The organism is Dietzia sp. IBK-p2-16D (genome assembly GCF_057773085.1).
Window position 1 is genome coordinate 112087 of record NZ_JBYMTL010000006.1, and the last position, 17763, is coordinate 129849.

Below are 17763 nucleotides of genomic sequence, written 5' to 3' on the forward strand. Positions count from 1 at the left end.
CCAGCTGCTACTGGATGAAGTAGATGGTGACGAAGAGGCCGATCCAGACCACGTCGACGAAGTGCCAGTAGTACGACACCACGATGGCGGCAGTGGCCTGCGCCGGCGTGAACCGCGACATCGTCGTCCGCATGACGAGGACGACGAAGGCCAGGACACCCGCCGCGACGTGGAGGCCGTGGAAGCCGGTGGTGATGAAGAAGACGGATCCGTACACGCTGGAGGAGATGGTGGTGCCCTCGAGGACCAGCATCACGTACTCGTACGTCTGCCCGATGAGGAAGACCGTTCCCATCACCGCGGAGATGACGTACCAGCGGCGGAGGCCGAAGACGTCTCCCTGCTCGGCGGCGAACACGCCCATCTGGCAGGTGAACGACGACGCCACGAGGATGACGGTGATCGTCAGGGCGAACGGCACGTTGAGGTGCACCGGGTAGGAGGGCCAGTCACCTCCCGAGTTCGCCTTGGAGACGAAGTACATCGCGAACAGCCCCGCGAAGAACATCAGCTCCTGGGACAGCCAGACAATGGTGCCCACACTGACCATGTTCGGCCGATTCAGCGAATGAACACGCTGGGCCATGGCCGATCCTGAGTTATCTACTGCGCTCGTCACGTGGCCAAGTATGACCCCTCAGGAGGCACAGGTCTGCACGGACCCCCGAAATCGGCGTGTCCCCTCAGCATTTCCGCAGGTCGTTCTGAAAACCGCACGAACAGGGGCCGGAATCGGGCCCCTTTCAGGGGCTATCAGGGCCCTCTCAGGCGGCCCCGCCTACGGTGCCCCACCAGTGTGTAAAGGGAGTCCGCGCGCGGGTCGGGGCGGACCAGTGGCACGATTGATCGCGTGCGGGCGGCGCCCCCGGGGTGCGCTCGCTTCCATGACACCAGAGGAGGTCGGGACACGTGGGCAGTTCGGCAGCGTTCGACGGGGGCCGGTCGTGGCCCGGGGTCCTCGGCACCCTCACCGCGGGCGAGGATCTCGATCCGGTCCACGCCGGGTGGGCGATGTCCCGGATCATGGAGGGTGTGGCCACCGATGCGCAGATCGCCGCGTTCGGCGTCGCGTTGAAGATGAAGGGCGTCACCGGGCCCGAGCTCGACGCACTCGCCTCCACGATGCTCGACTATTCGCGTCGGGTGCCCACCGACCGCGCTTGTGTCGACATCGTGGGTACCGGAGGTGATCGGCAGGGCACCGTCAACATCTCGACCATGTCCTCCCTCGTCGTCAGTGCCTGCGGCGTGCCGGTGGTCAAGCACGGCAACCGGGCCGCGTCGTCGAAGAGTGGCGGGGCCGATGTGCTGGAGGCCCTCGGTGTGGCGATCGACCTCGGTCCCGAGGAGGTCGGACGGTGCCTCGACGAGGTCGGCGTGGCCTTCTGCTTCGCGCCCGTGTTCCATCCGGCGCTGCGTTTCGCCGCGACCCCGCGGCGTGAGATCGGGATCCCCACCGTCTTCAACATCCTCGGTCCGCTGACGAACCCCGCCGCGCCCGCGGCGAACCTCATCGGATGCGCCTTCGAGAGCCTGATGACGGTCATGGCCGAGGTGTTCGCACTGCGTGGGAAGTCGGCGCTCGTCGTTCGGGGGTCGGACGGCCTCGACGAGATCACCATGACAGGCCCCACCCGGGTGCTGCGGGTGGCCGACGGGCAGGTGGACGAGGACCGGATCGAACCCGCGGACTTCGGTATGGACACCTGCTCGATCGAGGAGCTGCGCGGTGGCGACGGTACCCACAACGCAGGGGTCGCGCGCGATCTCCTGGCGGGCGTGGAGGGCCCGGTCCGCGATGCCGTTCTGCTCAACTCCGCGGCCGCGTTGGTGGCCTTCGACGGTCTCGGGCGTGGTGACGACCTCGTGCCCGCCATGCGGGCTGCGGTGGTCCGGGCGTCGGCGGCGATCGACGACGGCGAGGCGGCGCGACTGCTCGAGAGATGGGCCGGTTTCAGCGCGAGCTGACGAGTCCCGTCCCGCGGTGCTGGGCGGCGGCGTTCTCCGCCCGATCCGCCCAGCCGGTCAGGGTGTGTGCCCCGTCCAGAGGGAACGCCCAGCACCCCTCGACCGAGACGATGCGGGTCCGGGCGGAGTCTATCCACCGGTGGACGTTCCGTATCTGGGCAGCGGTGGCCCCGGCGAACGGCCCCGGTCCGGGCTGGACGGTGGTCGCGGCGGCGCACAGGCCCCGGATGACCGGCATCGGCGCCGCACCGGTCGGTACGATCCCGGACCCGGCGAGGCGACCGTGACGCACCACCGCGACGGCCCATGTCCGACGCGGCGCCGGCTGGACGAGCACGAGTTCTGGCAGGGCGGCCGTCGCGGCGAGTTCCTGCCCCCGGGAGAGCACGCGGACGAGAGTGGCGGTCCTGTCCCTGAGCCGGGCCGCGCGTTCGAACGCTCCCTCAGCGGCGAGGACCTCAACCCGGTCGACGAGGGCACGGAGCGGACCGGAGTCCCGTCCCGCCGCCAGCGCCGCCCAGCGATCGGGCCCCGGGACCGTGCCGAACACGGTGAGGAGGTCCTCCCATGCGGCCCGGGCGTCCTCGGCTCGTCGGAAAGGCCCGACGGCAGCGGGATCGTCCGGTGACCTGACGACCTTCGGTCGGGTGGCGCGGCCGGTGGGCGGGGAGAGCCACCAGCCGCGGCGAGGACGGCGCGACCGCGTGTTGAACGGTGGTTGCAGGGAGTCGATGAGCTGCTCCTCGACGGTCCAGGCCTCGAGGAGGTGGGCGCACGCGACCGAGTCGACGGAGGCGGCCAGTCCGACCATGGTCCGCATCCGTCCACGTGAGTCCCCGCCGGAGAAGTAGGAACGGGCCCGTCTGCGGACCGCTCCGGATGAGCCGACGTACAAGGCGCCACCGGATTCGTCCCGGAACACATAGACCCCCGCTCCGTCGGTCAGTGACTCGGTCATGGCGGACCGCCGCCTGACCTCGGGGGAGAGGCGGCCGTCGTAGGCGCGCAGATCCGAGAGCGTCGAGACCCCGCAGTCGCCCACCCGCGAGATCAGTGCGTGGAGTACGTCCACCGTGGCACGGGCGTCCTGCAGGGCGCGGTGGTTGGGTTCGACCGTCGCCCCCAGGTGTGCGGCGAGAACCCCCAGCCGGTGGCCCCGCGTCTCCCCGCGGTCCAACACCCGCCTCGCGAGGGCCAGGGTGCACAGCGACGGGGGATCAGGCCACGGGTGTCCGGTCGTCATGGCTGCGGCCCGCAGGAATCCGAGGTCGAACCTGGCGTTGTGCGCCACCAGGACGGCACCGCGGGAGAACTCGAGGAAGGTCGACATCACCTCGCCGAGAGCGGGCGCGCCGACGAGATCCCCCGGGGCGATCCCGGTGAGTCTGCTGATGTGGCCGGGCAGGGTCCCGTCGATCGAGACGAACGTCGACAGCTCCGCCTGCACCTCACCGCCGCGGACGCGCACCGCACCGATCTCGGTGATCTCGTCGCTCCCGGGCCGGGTACCCGTCGTCTCCAGGTCCACCACGACGAAGGTGACGTCGGAGAGCAGTGGCTCGAGCTCGTCGAAGGCGGCCTGCACCCCGGACGGGACGAGGGAGGGGGATCGGGACATGCCGGAGACGGTAGCCCTGCGGTCCGACATCACCCTCGCGCGGCTGTCCGTGTCGTACCCGGTTCCTAGTATTCGCCGCGGAACGACCGCACGGGCCCGGATCGCGGCCCGATAACGAACGGGCAACACGCCCAGGACGGAGTGTGAGGTAGATCATGTTCACGATGGACTGCGAGCGCTGCCCAGCTCGACCCGGCGCCTGTGACGGGTGCATCATCACCGTTCTCGAATCGGCGGAACCGCAGGTGAACGGGCTTTCGGCGGAGTCGTGCGGCTATGTTCTCGACCCCGAGGTGCGTGAGGCGATCGAAGTGCTGCGTGAGGTGGGGATGGTCTCCACGGTCCGGATCGTGGGGGCCGAAGCCGCCGCGTGAGCGATGAACTGGACTTCGACGAGATGGTTTCGTAACCTTTTCGAGACCTCGGAAGTCATCGCCCGCCCGCCGGCGGGGAGCCGGGGTCACACCTAAGCGCCGCAGGGCGCGCCGGGGAACCAAGATCCACTGGGGTGAATCGCTCGAGGGCCTACAGGTCGGAGAGTGTAGGACAGACTTCCGTGTCCGAACCCGTCAGCTAACCCGGTCGGTGCCGCAGGAAGAAAGAGGAACAGTCTTCGTGGGAGCCCACAGCATCAAGACCAGCTCGACCGGCCGCCGTGTCGCCGCCGCCGGCCTGCTCGCAGCCGGAGCCGCTGTCGCCGGTTCCGGAACCGCCGCCGCCGCGCCCGTGACCGTGGACGTGCCCGTCGAGCTGCAGCTGCCCGGCGTGCCGAACCAGGTCAGCTTCGACCTCCCGGAGGGCATCGAGCTGCCGGCCGGTCTGGCACAGGCCCAGGCCGCCCCCGTCGAGTTCGCCGCGCCCGCCCCGGTGGTCTCGACCGGCCAGCGCATCCTCGACGCGGCCACCACCCGCGTCGGCTCGCCCTACGTCTGGGGCGCGACCGGCCCCAACTCGTTCGACTGCTCCGGTCTGACCTCGTGGGCCTACAAGGAGGCGGGCATCTCCATCCCGCGTACCAGCCAGGCCCAGATCGGCGGCGGGACCCAGATCTCCAAGGCCGACCTGCAGCCGGGTGACATCGTCGCCTTCTACAGTGGCGCCAGCCACGTGGGGATCTACGCCGGTAACGGCCAGGTCGTCCACGCTCCCTACTCGGGCACCTCGGTGAGCTACGCGCCGCTGGACTCGATGCCGTTCTACGGCGCGACCCGCTACTACTGAGTCGGTCGCACACACCGAACTCCCGCAGACCCCGTCGGTAACCGGTCACGAACCGGTCACCGGCGGGGTCTGGCGTCTGTAACATGCGCTCTCAGGTCCCCGATTCCACCGTAGGCGTCGGTGCGACGCCCACGCCCCGCGTGACCCCGGATCCGAAAGTTCGACGACACCAGATGACCCGCAGCCTCCGCGCGGTCGCGATCGCAGCGGCCACGGCCACCTCGTTGACGCTGGGTCTCGCCGTGGCCGGCGCACAGACCTCCGGCCCCGTCAGGTCACCGTCCACCGAGCCGGCTGCCGAGTCCATTCCTACGGGGCCGTCGTCATCCCCGCCCGACGCCACCGCCCCTGTGACCTCGGCGCCCGTCACCTCGGAGCCTCTGACCACCGGGTCGTCGCCCTCCGTGGTGTCCGACGGGGTGGACGAGGACCTCGCAGAGCTGGCACGGCTCTCCGAGGAGGCCGGAGCCCTGGGGGAGGAGCTGCACCTGGCACGTGAGGAACTGGACCGGGCCACTCGCGAACGCGACCGCCTGGAACGTGCGGCCGGGGTGGCGGCGAGCCGGTCCGCCCTCGCGGACGGAGTCGCGCAACGGGATCAGTCCACCGTCGACCAGCTCGCGACCATGCGATACCGGGGCGGGGACACCGGCGCAACCCGGGCGGCGGTACTCGCCGAGAGTCCCCGGGACCTCGTCCACAGGGTCGACGCCCTCCGTCGACTGTCCGGCGCCACCACCATCGCCCTCGACGTGTCCAGGGCGGCGTCGCGGGAAGCCGTGCGGCTCAGGGAGGACGCCACCCGGTCCGCTTCAGTGGCCCGTGACGCGGCCCGCGATGCACAGGAACGGACCGACGACCTCGCCCGGCGCTCCGAGGAGATGCGGGGACGGATGGACGAGGTACGTCGACGGGTCGATGCGCTGTCGGACGCCCAACGAGCCCGGTGGGCCGGCGGACCGGTGATGCCGGAGGGGTATGTCGCCCCGCCCGTGGACGACGTCAATTCGGCCGCGCTGCGCGTGGCGCTGTCCCGGCTCGGCGCGCCGTACTCGTGGGGGGCGACGGGCCCGTCCGAGTTCGACTGCTCGGGCCTCATGGTCTGGGCGTATGCCCGGGAGGGCAAGACGCTTCCCCGGTCGAGTCAGGCGCAGGCGGTCGCCGGCGCCCCGGTGGCGATGGCCGACATCCGGCCGGGTGACCTCGTCATCTACTTCCCCGGGGCCACCCATGTCGGTATGTACGCCGGCGACGGGCTGGTCCTGCACGCCCCGACCTACGGCGTCCCGGTCCGGCTCGAGAGGGCCGACGCGATGCCGATCCACGGAATCCGCCGCTACTGACCGCGGCGGGCCCGTCGACCACCCTCCGGCCGTGGGGTGCCGGGTGCGCCGGTCGGGGCGATGCCGGCGGGGGCTCTGTGGCAGGCTCGGAGCCGATGACCAAGACGCTGCTGATCACCAACGACTACCCGCCGCGCCCGGGCGGGATCCAGTCGTATCTGGAGACGTATCTGAGCCACCTGGACCCGACCGAGGTCGCGGTCCTCGCCTCGACGTTCCGTGGCGTGGAGTCGCAGGAGTACGACGCCTCGAGGCCCTACCTGGTGGAGAGGGTGCCCACCGAGATGCTGCTCCCGACGCCCGACCTCGCGTCGCGCGCACGGAGGCTCGCCTCGGACTTCGGCGCGACCACGATCTGGTTCGGGGCGGCCGCCCCCCTCGCGGCGATGGCGCCGGTACTGCGAGAGGGGTCGGTGGACCGCATCATCGCGAGCACCCACGGTCACGAGGTGGGGTGGTCCATGCTCCCGGGTTCGCGCCAGGTGCTCCGATTGATCGGGGAGTCCACCGACGCGGTGACCTACGTCAGCGACTACACGCGCAGGCGGTTCGCGGCCGCGTTCGGTCCCCGTGCTCGTCTGGTGCACCAACCGGGCGGGGTGGACACGGAGAAGTTCCGACCGGATCCGGCCCGGCGCAGGGCGATCCGCGATCGCTACGGGCTCGCGGACCGCGAGGTGATCGTGTGTCTGTCGCGCCTCGTGCCGAGGAAGGGACAGGACATGCTCATCCGTGCGATGCCGGAGATCGCCAGGCGGGTGCCCGGGGCGGTCCTCGTCGTCGTCGGCGGGGGACCCTACCGGCGCACGCTGGAGGGACTTGCGCGCCGCCTCGGCGTGACCGATCGGGTCATCTTCACCGGGCGCGTCCCGGCTGACGAGATCGTCGACCACCACCGGATGGCAGACGTCTTCGCCATGCCGTGCAGAACCCGCGGGGGCGGGTTGGACGTCGAGGGACTGGGAATCGTCTACCTGGAGGCGTCCGCGTGCGGGGTGCCGGTCGTGGCCGGCCGGAGCGGGGGCGCGCCGGAGACGGTCCGCGATGGTCGGACCGGACTCGTGGTGGACGGGACCTCGCAGGGCGAGGTCGCCGACGCGGTCGCCGGGCTGCTCGAGGACCGGCCCAGGTCGTCGGCCATGGGCGTGCGCGGCCGGACCTGGGTCCTGGAGAACTGGCGCTGGGAGGACTTGGCGGAAGACATGGAACGCGTGCTCTCGGGGGAGTGACCCGCGAGAGCACGCGTTCCGCGGCGCCGTCGGATCAGGCGTAGAGCGACTCGATCTGCTGGGCGTACTTCTGGTGCACCACGTTGCGCTTGACCTTCAGCGAGGCGGTGAGCTCACCGGTCTCCTCGGTGAACTGGTCCGGCAGCACGTGGTACTTCTTGATCGACTCGGAGTGCGAGACGCTCCGGTTGGCGCGCGCCAGGGCCTGGTCGAGGTGCTCGATCATGTCGGCGTCCTTCAACAGCTCGTACAGCGAGCCGGACTTGTCGTGGTGGGTCTTCCACCGGTCGACCGCCTCCGGGTCGAGGGTCAGCAGCGCCGCGATGAACGGCTTGCCGTCGCCTACGCACACCGCCTCGGCCACGAGGGGGTCCGCGCGCAGCGCGTCCTCGAGTTGGTTGGGTGCCACGTTCTTGCCGCCGGCCGTGACGATGATCTCCTTCTTCCGGCCGGTGATCGACAGGTAGCCGTCCTCGTCCAGCGAACCGAGGTCGCCGGTGCGGAACCACCCGTCGGTGAAGGACTCGGAGGTCGCCTTCTCGTTCTGCCAGTAGCCGGAGGCCACGACGGGTCCGCTGACCTCGACCTCGCCGTCCTGTGCGATGCGGACCGCGCAGCCGGGCAGCGGCTGACCGACGCTGCCGATCCGCATCCGACCCGGGGTGTTGACCGTGATGGCGGCACAGGTCTCGGTCAGGCCGTAGCCCTCGAAGATGTTGACCCCGATGCCGTCGAAGAAGTGGGTCAGACGCTCACCCAGGGCCGCTCCGCCGGAGATCGCGACCTCACAGCGCCCACCGAGGGCGTTGACGAGCTTGGCGTAGACGAGCTTCGAGAAGATGGCGTGGCGCAGCTTGAGGAGCGGGCCCACACGGCCCTCGCTCCGATTGGCCTTGGAGTACGCGACGGCCGTGTCGGCGGCCTTGTCGAACATCCACGCCTTGACCGCGCCGCCGTCCTGAGCCGTGGCCTGGGCCTTGTTGAAGACCTTCTGGAAGACGCGGGGCACGGCCAGGATGTAGTGCGGCTTCATCTCGCCGAACGTCTCGACCAGATTGGTCAGGTCGGCGGAGTGCGCGATGGTCACACCGGCGTGGAAGCCGGCGTACGTGATGGCGCGGGCCAGCACGTGGGCCAGGGGCAGGAACATCACCGAGGTGGCGTCGTCGCGGAGGATCCCCCTGAATGGCGTCTCGAGGACGGCCAGCGTCTCGGACATGAAGTTGCGGTGGCTGAGCATGACGCCCTTGGGACGTCCCGTGGTGCCCGAGGTGTAGATCAACGTCGCGGGCGAGTCGGCACGCACCGAGGCGCGGCGGGCGCCGAGCACCGAGGCGTCGACCGACGACCCCGCGGACGCGAGGGCCTCCAGGGCCGGGGTGTCACCCTCGATCACCAGGACGTCGGCGACCTCGAGGCCCTCCACGCCCTCCCGGGCGGTGGCCGCGTGGGTGTCGTTCTCGACGATGATCAACCGCGCCGCGGAATCCTCCATGATCCAGCGGATCTGGTCGGCGCTCGAGCTGTCGTACACCGGGACCGTGACCGCGCCGACCGCCCAGATCGCGAAGTCGATGACGTTCCACTCGTACCGGGTCGAGCTCAGCAGGGCGACCCGGTCGCCCGCCTCGACACCGCGCGCCACCAGGCCGCGGGCGATCGTGCGGACCTCCTCGGCGAACTCGAGGTTGGTGACGTCCGTCCACCGACCGTCGACCGGCTTCTGGAAAGCCACGTTCTCCGGGGTCCGTTCTGCCCGGTCGTATGCCGACTGAACGCAGGACCAGTCATCAGGGACGGTGAAGTTGGCGGGTACCGCGACGTATTCGCGCAAAGGGTCCTCCCGGTAAAGCCGTTCAGTGTATGTCGGTGACCACACACTATCGCCGGTGTCGACCGTCGGTCACGTCGCCTGCCCTCCGGGCACGGAGGGTGGGGCGCATCGCGGGGCCCGATGTGTGAAGCTTGGGGGTATGAGCGAGCACGATGGCGCCCCCGAGGTCTGGCCGACCAGAGACTCCACAGTGGTCGACGCGCCGGTTGAGGACGTCATGACCGTGATCTCCGACTTCGCGGCGTACCCCGAATGGTCCGCGTCGATCCGGGCCGCCGAGGTGCTGTCGTCCGGTCAGGACGGTCGCCCGGACCGGGTGCGGTTCCAGCTCGAGGCGGGCGCGATCACCGACGAGTACGTCCTCGTCTACTCGTGGTCGGCGGACGACAGGGGACTGGAGTGGCGCCTGGAGAGCTCGGCGCTGCAGAAGGCCCAGCGGGGTTGCTACCGCCTCGAACCCGTCGAGGGCGGCACACGGGTGGACTACGAGCTCGAGATCGAGCTCACGGTCCCGGTGATCGGGAGCCTGCGCAGCCGTGCCCAGCGGCGGATCCTCGGGGATGCGTTGAGTGAACTCAAGCGCCGGGCGGAATCGCTGTGAGCAGGACCAGGGTCGTCGTCGTGCTCGGGGGTGACCCCGGGGACCGCGCGCGCGTCACCGCCGATGAGCTCGCGGACGGGGAACTCACGGCGCTGGTACTGACCGGCCATCCCGACGCCGTCGATCCCCGTCTCGACGTCTCGGAGGCCGGGTCCGTCGAGGTGCGGGTCGACGACCCGACCGCCAGGCTCGAGGCCTACCGGTCGGGGGCCGCCGACCCGGATGACGACGTCCTCGCCGCGCTCGCCGCGGGCGGGGACACCCCGCTGGCCGCGGTGCTCGGATGGGAGTACGCGCGGCGCGCCGCCGTGTCCGACTACTGGGACGTCGTCGTGGTCGAGCTCGACGGTGACCTGACCGCGGTACGTCGGATCGCAGCAGCCGGGGAACTGGCCGCCTTCGTGGAGTCGCGGTGGCCCGCCAACGTGCGCTTCGCCTCCATGGCGGCGGGAGGACGCGCCGACGTGCGGGTCCGCGAGGCACACCGCCTCGCATTGCTCGCCGGTGACGTGGCCGACTTCCTGGCCGGGTCGATCGAGATCCGGGTGGCGGGAGCCCCGGCGGGAGGGACCGCCGAGATGGCGGCCCTGGCCCGCGGCGCCGTCACCCCGGTGGTGGCCCCCGACGGTCAGGGCGGATACCGGGTCGAGTACCCCGCCCCGATGCGGCCGTCCGCGCCGGTGTCGGTCGAGGGGGACCGGCTCCGCCTGGAATTCGACGGGTTCCGGGCCGTCATGTCGATGCCGGCATTGCTGTCCCGGTGTGTGCTCACCGACTCGGTGTTCGAGCCCGACACGGGCCGGGTGGTGGTCCGCTTCCTGCCCGACCCGGACCTGTGGCCCCCGAACCTCGTACCGTCCGGATCCGCGGACCGTGCCGGGTAGTATCCGCATTCGTCGACAGCCATCACAAGAGGACCGGTGACCCGTTGCTGTACTACTTGTTCAAATACGTGCTCATCGGCCCGTTCCTGCGGCTGACGAGCCGTCGGGTCGTCACCGGCCGCGAGCATTTCCCCGAGCGCGGCGGTGCGCTGCTGGTGGGGAACCACCAGTCGGTCGCGGACTGGTTGTTCACCCCGTTGCTCCTGCCCCGGAGGGTCACCTTCCTGGCCAAGAGTGACTACTTCACCGGCACGGGCATCCGCGGGATGCTCAGCCGGTGGTTCTTCGCGGGCTCGGGGCAGCACCCGATCGACCGCACCAATGCGGACGCCGCCCAGGCCGCCCTCGACGCGGGACTCGAGGTCCTCTCCTCCGGGGAGATCCTGTGCATCTACCCGGAGGGGACCCGCTCGCCGGACGGTCGCCTGTACCGCGGGAAGACCGGACCGGCCCGCCTCGCGCTCCGCGCCGGGGTGCCCATCATCCCGGTGGGCGTGACCGGGACCTCGGAGTACGTCCGCCGGATCTCCCGGTTCCGCCCCGGACGACGCACCGAGATCCGCGTGATGCTCGGCGAGCCGCTCGACCTGTCGCCGTGGGCCGGACGCGAAGGGGACCGGGACGCGGAGCGTGAGATCACCGACGAGCTCATGCGCCGGATCCAGGCGCTGACCGGTCAGGAGTACGTCCACCACACGTACGGCGCGGAGATGAAGAAGCGCTACGAGGCGGTGCGCAAGGCCGGGCGGAACCTGCTCGACCACCCCGTCGAGGGACAGCGCTGACCGCCGGTGCGCTACTTCTACGACTGCGAGTTCATCGAGGACGGCACCACCATCGAGCTGGTCTCCGTGGGGATCGTCGCCGAGGACGGCCGTGAGTTCTACGCCGTCTCCACCGAGTTCGACGCCTCCGCGGCGGGGCCGTGGGTGCGGCGCAACGTCCTTCCCAAGCTGCCCAACCCGTCGTCGTCCGCGTGGATGTCGCGGACACGGATCCGGGACGAGCTCTACGACTTCGTCACCGCCCCACCCACCGGCGGGGTCGAGATGTGGGCGTGGATCGGCGCCTACGACCATGTGGCCGTGTGCCAACTGTGGGGCGACATGACGGCGCTGCCGGCCGCCATGCCCCGGTTCACCCGGGATGTCCGTCAGCTCTGGGAGACCGCGGGCAGACCCGAACTGCCCCGGCACCCCGGCGGGGAACACGACGCGCTCGCCGACGCCCGTCACGCGGCGATGCGCTTCCGCGCCATCGCCGCGAAAGCGCCCCACCTGGGTCTCTGAGCCCCGGTCGACCGGGGGTGGCGTATCGTCGCCGAGGTGAGCAACTGGACAGTCGACGTCGACATCGCGCAACTCCCCGACCTGCCGCCGCTCTCCGCGGACCTCGATCGCCAGCTGGCGGACGCCCTCTCGCGGCCCGCCCTGCAGCAGCCGTCGTGGGATCCCGGGCACGCCGCGGCGATGCGCAAGGTGCTCGAGAGCGTGCCGCCCATCTGCGTGGCCTCCGAGGTCGAGCACCTCTCCGACCGCCTCGCCGACGTCGCACACGGACGCGCGTTCCTTCTCCAGGGCGGCGACTGCGCCGAGACGTTCGAAGCGAACACGGAGCCGCACATCAAGGGCGTCCTGCGCACCCTGTTGCAGATGTCGGTCGTGCTGACCTACGGCGCGTCGATGCCCGTGGTCAAGGTCGGTCGGATCGCCGGCCAGTACGCCAAGCCCCGCTCCGCGGACCGGGACGGCACCGGGCTGCTGTCCTACCGCGGCGACATGGTCAACGGCCTCGAGCCGGACGAGGCCGCCCGCGGACACGATGCGTCGCGACTGGTCCGCGCGTACGCCAACGCGGCCGCGGCGATGAACCTGGTCCGCTCCCTGACGGCGTCCGGTACCGCCGACCTGCATCGCGTCCACGAGTGGAACATGGAGTTCGTCGCCGGGTCGCCCGCGGGTGCCCGCTACGAGGCCCTGGCCGCGGAGGTGGATCGCGGACTGCGCTTCATGGACGCCTGCGGGGTGTCGGACGCGAATCTGCGCTCGGCCGACATCTTCTCCTCCCATGAGGCCCTGGTGCTGGACTACGAGCGGGCCATGCTGCGGCTGGCCGATGACGGCACCGGACTGACCGGTGACGCCGAGCAGGGGTTGTACGACCTGTCCGCGCACTTCCTGTGGATCGGGGAGCGCACCCGTGGCATCGACGACGCCCACGTCGCGTTCGCCTCACTGATCCAGAACCCGATCGGTCTGAAGATCGGCCCCACCACCACTCCGGAGCTGGCGGTCGAGTACGTGAAGAAGCTCGACCCCCACAACCGGCCGGGTCGGCTGACCCTCGTCTCGCGCATGGGCAACGACAAGGTCCGCGAGGCCCTGCCCCCGATCGTCCAGGCGGTCGAGGCGACGGGCCACAAGGTCATCTGGCAGTGCGACCCCATGCACGGCAACACCCACTCGACGTCCAACGGCTACAAGACCCGCCACTTCGACCGGATCATCGACGAGGTGCAGGGATTCTTCGAGGTCCACCACTCGCTCGGTTCGCACCCGGGCGGCATCCACATCGAGCTCACCGGCGAGGACGTCACGGAGTGCCTCGGTGGCGCCCAGGACATCTCGGACCTCGACCTGGCGGGCCGCTACGAGACCGCCTGCGACCCGCGGCTCAACACCCAGCAGTCGCTGGAGTTGGCGTACCTCGTGGCGGAGATGCTGCGCGGCTGAGCCGTCAGCCCAGCGCGTCGATCTCGACCTCGCTGCCCCGGGCCACCACGCGGCCGGGCAGCGGGTTCTGCCCGTAGACGATGCCCCGGGCGGTGCCAGAGTCGATGGTGGCCCTGAGGCCGGCGTCCTGCAGCGTCCGACGCGCGTCGGAGGCCCGCGCCCCCAACAACACCGGGACGGTCACCGCGTCGGAGGGAACGATCCGCAGGACCGCGTTCGCCGGGTCGACCCGGGTGCCGGCCGGGGGGTCGGTGCGGACCACACGCCCGTCGGCGATCTGTCGATCGGTCACGGGCGCCTCGCGGACGATGGTGAACCCGGCCTCGTCGAGGACATCCGCCGCCTCGTCGAGGGGGACGTCCCGGACGTCCGGCACGGTCAGCGCGTTCGAGACGAGCAGGGTGACGCCGTCACCGCGGGACACGTCGGTTCCGGGATCCGGGTCGGTGCCCACGGCCAGGCCGCCGTCCACCTCGTCGTCGTAGACCCTCCTGACCTGTGACACCGTCAGGCCCGCGCCCTCGAGGGCCGCGCGAGCCTGATCCTCCTCCAGCCCCACCACCTCGGGGACCGCGACGGGGGCGGGCCCGGAACTCGTGACCATGGCGACGCGCGTGCCCACGTCGACGGTCGTCCCCGCGCTCGGCTGCACCGAGACCACCTGACCGACGGGCACCGAGTCCGAGTGTTCGCTCCCGCCGCGGACCGGTTCCAGTGAGTTCTCCCGCAGTGCCGCCGACACGGCGTCGACCGACCGGTCGGCGCCCACCTCGGGAACCACGGGACGACCGACGGACACCAGTACCGCCACCGTGTCCCCGCGGGGGACCTTCTCACCCGCCGCGGGGTCGGTACCCACCAGGGCGGACGGGGGGACGTCGTTGCTGAAGGCGTCCCGGGTGGCGGCGGTGAGTCCGACGGCGTTGACCGCCTCTGTCGCCTGCCCCACGGACATGCCCTGGACCGCCGGTACCTCGACGAACCGTCCGGACCCCAGCCACCAGCCGGCCACTGCCAGGCCGATCGCGGCCGCGAGCACCACGATGAGCCACAGCATCCCGCGCCGGGGACGCGGACGGATGACGTCCCGGTCGGGGGCGGTGTCGAGGTCACCGGGCGGATAGTGACCCGAGCCCGCGCCGTGCCAGTGCGCGGGGGCGGCGCCGGCCCCCGCAGCCGCTCCCGCGTCCGTCGGCACCGGGACGGCTCTGGTCTCGACCCGGGTCGGCGTCGGCCCGTCGCCCCGTCGCAGCGTCTCGCCGCTCTCACGGTCGGCGGCGTCGAACTCGGACTCCCCGCCCGGGGTCGCGCGCGCGGCGTTCGCCCGCGCCCTGGACCACGAGGACTGCCTCGGTGCCGGGACGACGTAGTCGGGGAACCGGCCGATCCTGGCGGCCTGGTCGAGGTCCCGGAGCATCTCCCCGGCGTCGGCGTAGCGGTCCTCGCGGCTGCGTCGGGTGGCGTGCAGGATGAGGTGGTCCAGGTCCTCGGCCACGGTGTCGGACTGGTCGGACGGGGCGGGCACGTCGGTGTCGAGGCGACGGTAGGCCACGGCGATGTTGTTGTCGCCGCTGAACGGTGGCTCCCCGGTGAGCATCTCGTAGGCGAGCACGCCCAGCGAGTAGAGATCGGACCGGGCGTCGGTGTCGGCGCCGGAGATCTGCTCGGGGGAGAGGTAGGCGGCCGTCCCCATCACCACGCTGCTGGAGGTGGCACGGGACTCGGCCACGGCGCGGACGAGGCCGAAGTCCGCGAGCTTGACCGCGCCGTTGGTGGAGATCAGCACGTTCTCCGGCTTGATGTCGCGGTGTACCAACCCGGCCTGGTGTGCCTCGCGCAGGGCGCCGAGCAGCGGACGCAGGACGGCGGCCGCGGCGTACGGGGGCATCGGACCGCGCTCGTCGAGTAGCTCCCGCAGTGTCCCGCCGGGCACGAGCTCCATCACCAGGAACGCGGTGTCGCCCTCGACGCCCTGGTCGAAGACCTGGACGATCCCGGGATCGGACAGGCGGGCCGCCGACCTGGCCTCGAGGGTGAAGCGGTCGACGAACGCGCGGTCACCGGCGAGGGTCGGATCGAGCAGCTTGACGGCGACGTGGCGGTCCAGCCGCTCGTCGGTGGCCAGGTGGACGGTGGACATCCCGCCGCGGGCGATCACGGCGTCGAGCCGGTATCGACCGTCGAGCAGGGTGCCTGGTCCGGGGGGCTTCCCGTCGTAAGTGCTCATGGCGTCCATTCTGCCCCTCCCGTCCCGTCGGCGGTATGTCCCGAGCCGACGGGGTCCGCAACCCCGCGGCGCCGGTCCCGTGGGTGGGAGCCGGTCGCGCGCCGGTGGGACCCGGGCGCACCCGTGGGACTAACCTGGGAGGGGTGAGTACCGTTCCGCACGCCGACGACGTCCTTCCCGCCGACGTCGAGACCATCAACCTGCCCGAGGTGTCCGAACGTCTGGGCATCCCCGTGACCCGCGTGCACGATCTGCTGCGCGACGGGACCCTGCTCGCCGTCCGGCGCGCGGGCATCGTGATGGTGCCGGCACTGTTCCTCGACGACGACGACGAAGTCGTGCGTTTCCTGCCCGGGCTGGTCGCGGTCCTGCGGGACGGCGGCTACCGGGACGAGGAGATCCTGCGCTGGCTGTTCGAGGAGGACGAGTCCCTACCCGGCCGGCCGGCCGACGCGCTGCACGGTCACGGCGCGCGCGAGGTCATGCGTCGCGCCCAGGCGATGGCGTTCTGATCCCGGCGGTCGCCCGCCACCACCACCCGACTGCGGCGAGGGCCGCCGCGACGGCCGCCGCGACGAGTCCGGGACTGTAGAGGCTGGTCGACCCGTTGGGGCCGATCGCCATCACGAGGAAGACGGTCACCGCCACGGCGACCGTGGTCGCGCGCCGACCGGGTCGGGCGGCCACCCAGAACGCCGCGACCCATACGTGGTACCAGGGCCAGGCCAGCGAGTTGAGGACGACGAAGGCGAGCAGCGCCACCATGACGCCGCGCAGCGCCGACCGGGTATCGCGCCGGTGGAGCCACCACACCAGCACCAGCGTCGCGCCCAGGACGACCCGTCCGACGCGGCGCGTGACGGCCAGGACGTCCTCGAAACCGGGGGTGTCGAACGCGGCGTGGACGACGTGCGCCACCGCGGTGGGCGCGCTGAGGTAGTTGATGACCCGGTCGGAGACGGAGATCGCGTCCACCCAGCCGAAGCCGGTGCCCGCGACGAGGGTCGCCAGGACGAACGCGACGACGGCGGCGCCCGCCGCGACGCCCGTGTCGACGACAGCCCCGGTCAGTGGGCGCCGCGCCCCGCGGGAGGTCCGTCGTCGGTCCAGTGCGATCCAGAACAGGAACGGCGCGACGATCACTGCGGTGGCCTTGAACGCCACGGCGATCCCGATCGCCGCGCCGGCCCACGCGTAGCGCCGGTCCAGGGTGAGAACGACGGCGCCGACACACGCGACCAGCGGGAAGATCTCGTTGTGCAGCCCGCCCGCGAGGTGGATCACGGTCAGGGGCGAGGCGCCGGCCATCCACACCGCCGCCGCCGCCGCGTCCACCCCGGCGCGGCGGGACAGGGCGACGACGAGGGCGACGAGCGCGGCCAGCGCCACGAGCACCACCACCCTGAGGATGATGATCCCCACCGCCGGGTGTCCGCCGGACAGGGCCACGATGACACGCATGAGCAGGAGGTGTAACGGGCCGTAGGGGGTGGCGGTGGACTGCCAGTCCGGGCTGACCTCGTCGGTGAACGGACCGGGGTTGACCTCCGGGCCGTGGTGGTACGGGTCGGCTCCTGCGGCGCTCATGGCGCCCTGTGCCAGGTAGGACCACGCATCGCGACTGAACAGGGGGACCGCGGGCAGCATCGGTGCCGACCACAGGGCGGTCGCCCAGACGGCGTCGCGGGTGTGGAGCCGGCCCGAGACCGCGCGGGGGCCGAGCGCGAGCCACGAGGTGACCAGGAGTGCGACGCCGGCCCAGCACAGGATGAGGGCGAGGATCTCGCCGTGCCCGAATGTGAAGCCGGGCAGGCCCACCGCGACCGCCACACCACCGTCCACGGGCAGGGCGCCCGCCCCGAAGCCGGAGAGCGTGAGCAGGACCGACCCGAGGACGCCGCGCCACAGAGCGGGTCCGGAGGGGCCGGTCAGGGCGGCCCGGGCCGAGGCCGCGGTGACGGTGCTCGCCGCTCGGATCCGTCCCGGCGACGACGGGGATGACGCGGGAGATGTCGACGGCGATGAAGACGACGGCGAGGATGACGACGGCGAGGATGACGACGGCGAGGTGACCGCCTCCGGCCGGGGTTCAGTCGCTCCGGGCAC

General features: G+C 71.2%; 16 protein-coding genes and 1 riboswitch. Of the genes, 11 read left to right on the forward strand and 5 right to left on the reverse strand.

What is annotated here, in order from left to right; all coding sequences use genetic code 11:
- Positions 1–7: 7 nt before the first annotated feature.
- Positions 8–619, reverse strand: a complete 612-nt coding sequence (gene ctaE, locus AC3DE3_RS13425) for an aa3-type cytochrome oxidase subunit III (protein WP_120285797.1) — start codon at positions 617–619, stop codon at positions 8–10.
- Between the two features lie 290 nt (positions 620–909).
- On the opposite strand from ctaE, the gene trpD reads away from it, so the two are divergent.
- A complete protein-coding gene (gene trpD / locus AC3DE3_RS13430; RefSeq protein ID WP_488370315.1) occupies positions 910–1968 on the forward strand; it encodes an anthranilate phosphoribosyltransferase in 1059 nt (352 codons plus the stop codon).
- Here trpD and AC3DE3_RS13435 read toward each other — a convergent pair.
- A complete protein-coding gene (locus AC3DE3_RS13435; protein WP_488370316.1) occupies positions 1955–3586 on the reverse strand; it encodes a DEDD exonuclease domain-containing protein in 1632 nt (543 codons plus the stop codon). The genes trpD and AC3DE3_RS13435 overlap by 14 nt on opposite strands.
- A gap of 155 nt (positions 3587–3741) precedes the next feature.
- Between AC3DE3_RS13435 and AC3DE3_RS13440 the strand changes: the two genes are divergently transcribed.
- The 4 genes from AC3DE3_RS13440 to AC3DE3_RS13455 all read left to right on the forward strand — a co-directional run bounded on the left by AC3DE3_RS13440 (position 3742) and on the right by AC3DE3_RS13455 (position 7379).
- Positions 3742–3960, forward strand: coding sequence for a hypothetical protein (locus AC3DE3_RS13440; RefSeq protein ID WP_260487093.1), 219 nt, complete (start codon positions 3742–3744; stop codon positions 3958–3960).
- 79 nt (positions 3961–4039) lie between these two features.
- A riboswitch (cyclic di-AMP (ydaO/yuaA leader) is annotated at positions 4040–4189 on the forward strand.
- 12 nt (positions 4190–4201) lie between these two features.
- On the forward strand, positions 4202–4807 hold the full coding sequence (locus AC3DE3_RS13445; protein ID WP_488370317.1) for a C40 family peptidase: 606 nt from the start codon (positions 4202–4204) through the stop codon (positions 4805–4807).
- A gap of 173 nt (positions 4808–4980) precedes the next feature.
- The gene (locus AC3DE3_RS13450; protein ID WP_488370318.1) at positions 4981–6150 is read left to right on the forward strand and encodes an NlpC/P60 family protein; all 1170 of its coding nucleotides are present in this window, start codon (positions 4981–4983) and stop codon (positions 6148–6150) included.
- Positions 6151–6245: 95 nt separating this feature from the next.
- Entirely contained in the window at positions 6246–7379 is a 1134-nt protein-coding gene (locus tag AC3DE3_RS13455; RefSeq protein ID WP_488370319.1) for a glycosyltransferase family 4 protein, read from the forward strand.
- Between the two features lie 34 nt (positions 7380–7413).
- Here the strand turns inward: AC3DE3_RS13455 and AC3DE3_RS13460 are convergent, their stop codons facing one another.
- Entirely contained in the window at positions 7414–9213 is a 1800-nt protein-coding gene (locus AC3DE3_RS13460; protein ID WP_488370320.1) for an AMP-dependent synthetase/ligase, read from the reverse strand.
- 139 nt (positions 9214–9352) lie between these two features.
- On the opposite strand from AC3DE3_RS13460, the gene AC3DE3_RS13465 reads away from it, so the two are divergent.
- The 5 genes from AC3DE3_RS13465 to AC3DE3_RS13485 are packed head-to-tail and all read left to right on the forward strand — an operon-like array spanning position 9353 to position 13430.
- Positions 9353–9814 (forward strand): SRPBCC family protein, encoded by a 462-nt coding sequence (locus AC3DE3_RS13465; RefSeq protein WP_260487098.1) that lies wholly within the window; start codon positions 9353–9355, stop codon positions 9812–9814.
- Entirely contained in the window at positions 9811–10698 is an 888-nt protein-coding gene (locus tag AC3DE3_RS13470; protein WP_260487099.1) for a hypothetical protein, read from the forward strand. The genes AC3DE3_RS13465 and AC3DE3_RS13470 overlap by 4 nt, the downstream gene beginning before the upstream one ends.
- A gap of 44 nt (positions 10699–10742) precedes the next feature.
- Positions 10743–11483 carry a lysophospholipid acyltransferase family protein gene (locus AC3DE3_RS13475; RefSeq protein WP_260487100.1) on the forward strand — a complete coding sequence of 247 codons (741 nt, stop codon included), beginning with the start codon at positions 10743–10745 and terminating at the stop codon, positions 11481–11483.
- Between the two features lie 6 nt (positions 11484–11489).
- A complete protein-coding gene (locus AC3DE3_RS13480; RefSeq protein WP_488370321.1) occupies positions 11490–11987 on the forward strand; it encodes a polyadenylate-specific 3'-exoribonuclease AS in 498 nt (165 codons plus the stop codon).
- A gap of 36 nt (positions 11988–12023) precedes the next feature.
- On the forward strand, positions 12024–13430 hold the full coding sequence (locus tag AC3DE3_RS13485; RefSeq protein WP_260487102.1) for a class II 3-deoxy-7-phosphoheptulonate synthase: 1407 nt from the start codon (positions 12024–12026) through the stop codon (positions 13428–13430).
- Between the two features lie 4 nt (positions 13431–13434).
- Here the strand turns inward: AC3DE3_RS13485 and pknB are convergent, their stop codons facing one another.
- Positions 13435–15666 (reverse strand): Stk1 family PASTA domain-containing Ser/Thr kinase, encoded by a 2232-nt coding sequence (gene pknB, locus AC3DE3_RS13490; protein ID WP_488370322.1) that lies wholly within the window; start codon positions 15664–15666, stop codon positions 13435–13437.
- Positions 15667–15800: 134 nt separating this feature from the next.
- Here pknB and AC3DE3_RS13495 point away from each other — a divergent pair, with 134 nt between their 5' ends.
- Positions 15801–16169: an Rv2175c family DNA-binding protein gene (locus AC3DE3_RS13495; protein WP_488370323.1), complete on the forward strand. Its 369-nt coding sequence runs from the start codon at positions 15801–15803 to the stop codon at positions 16167–16169.
- On the opposite strand, the gene mptB is transcribed toward AC3DE3_RS13495, so the two are convergent.
- On the reverse strand, positions 16138–17763 hold the full coding sequence (mptB, locus tag AC3DE3_RS13500; RefSeq protein ID WP_488370324.1) for a polyprenol phosphomannose-dependent alpha 1,6 mannosyltransferase MptB: 1626 nt from the start codon (positions 17761–17763) through the stop codon (positions 16138–16140). The two genes, AC3DE3_RS13495 and mptB, sit on opposite strands and share 32 nt — an antisense overlap.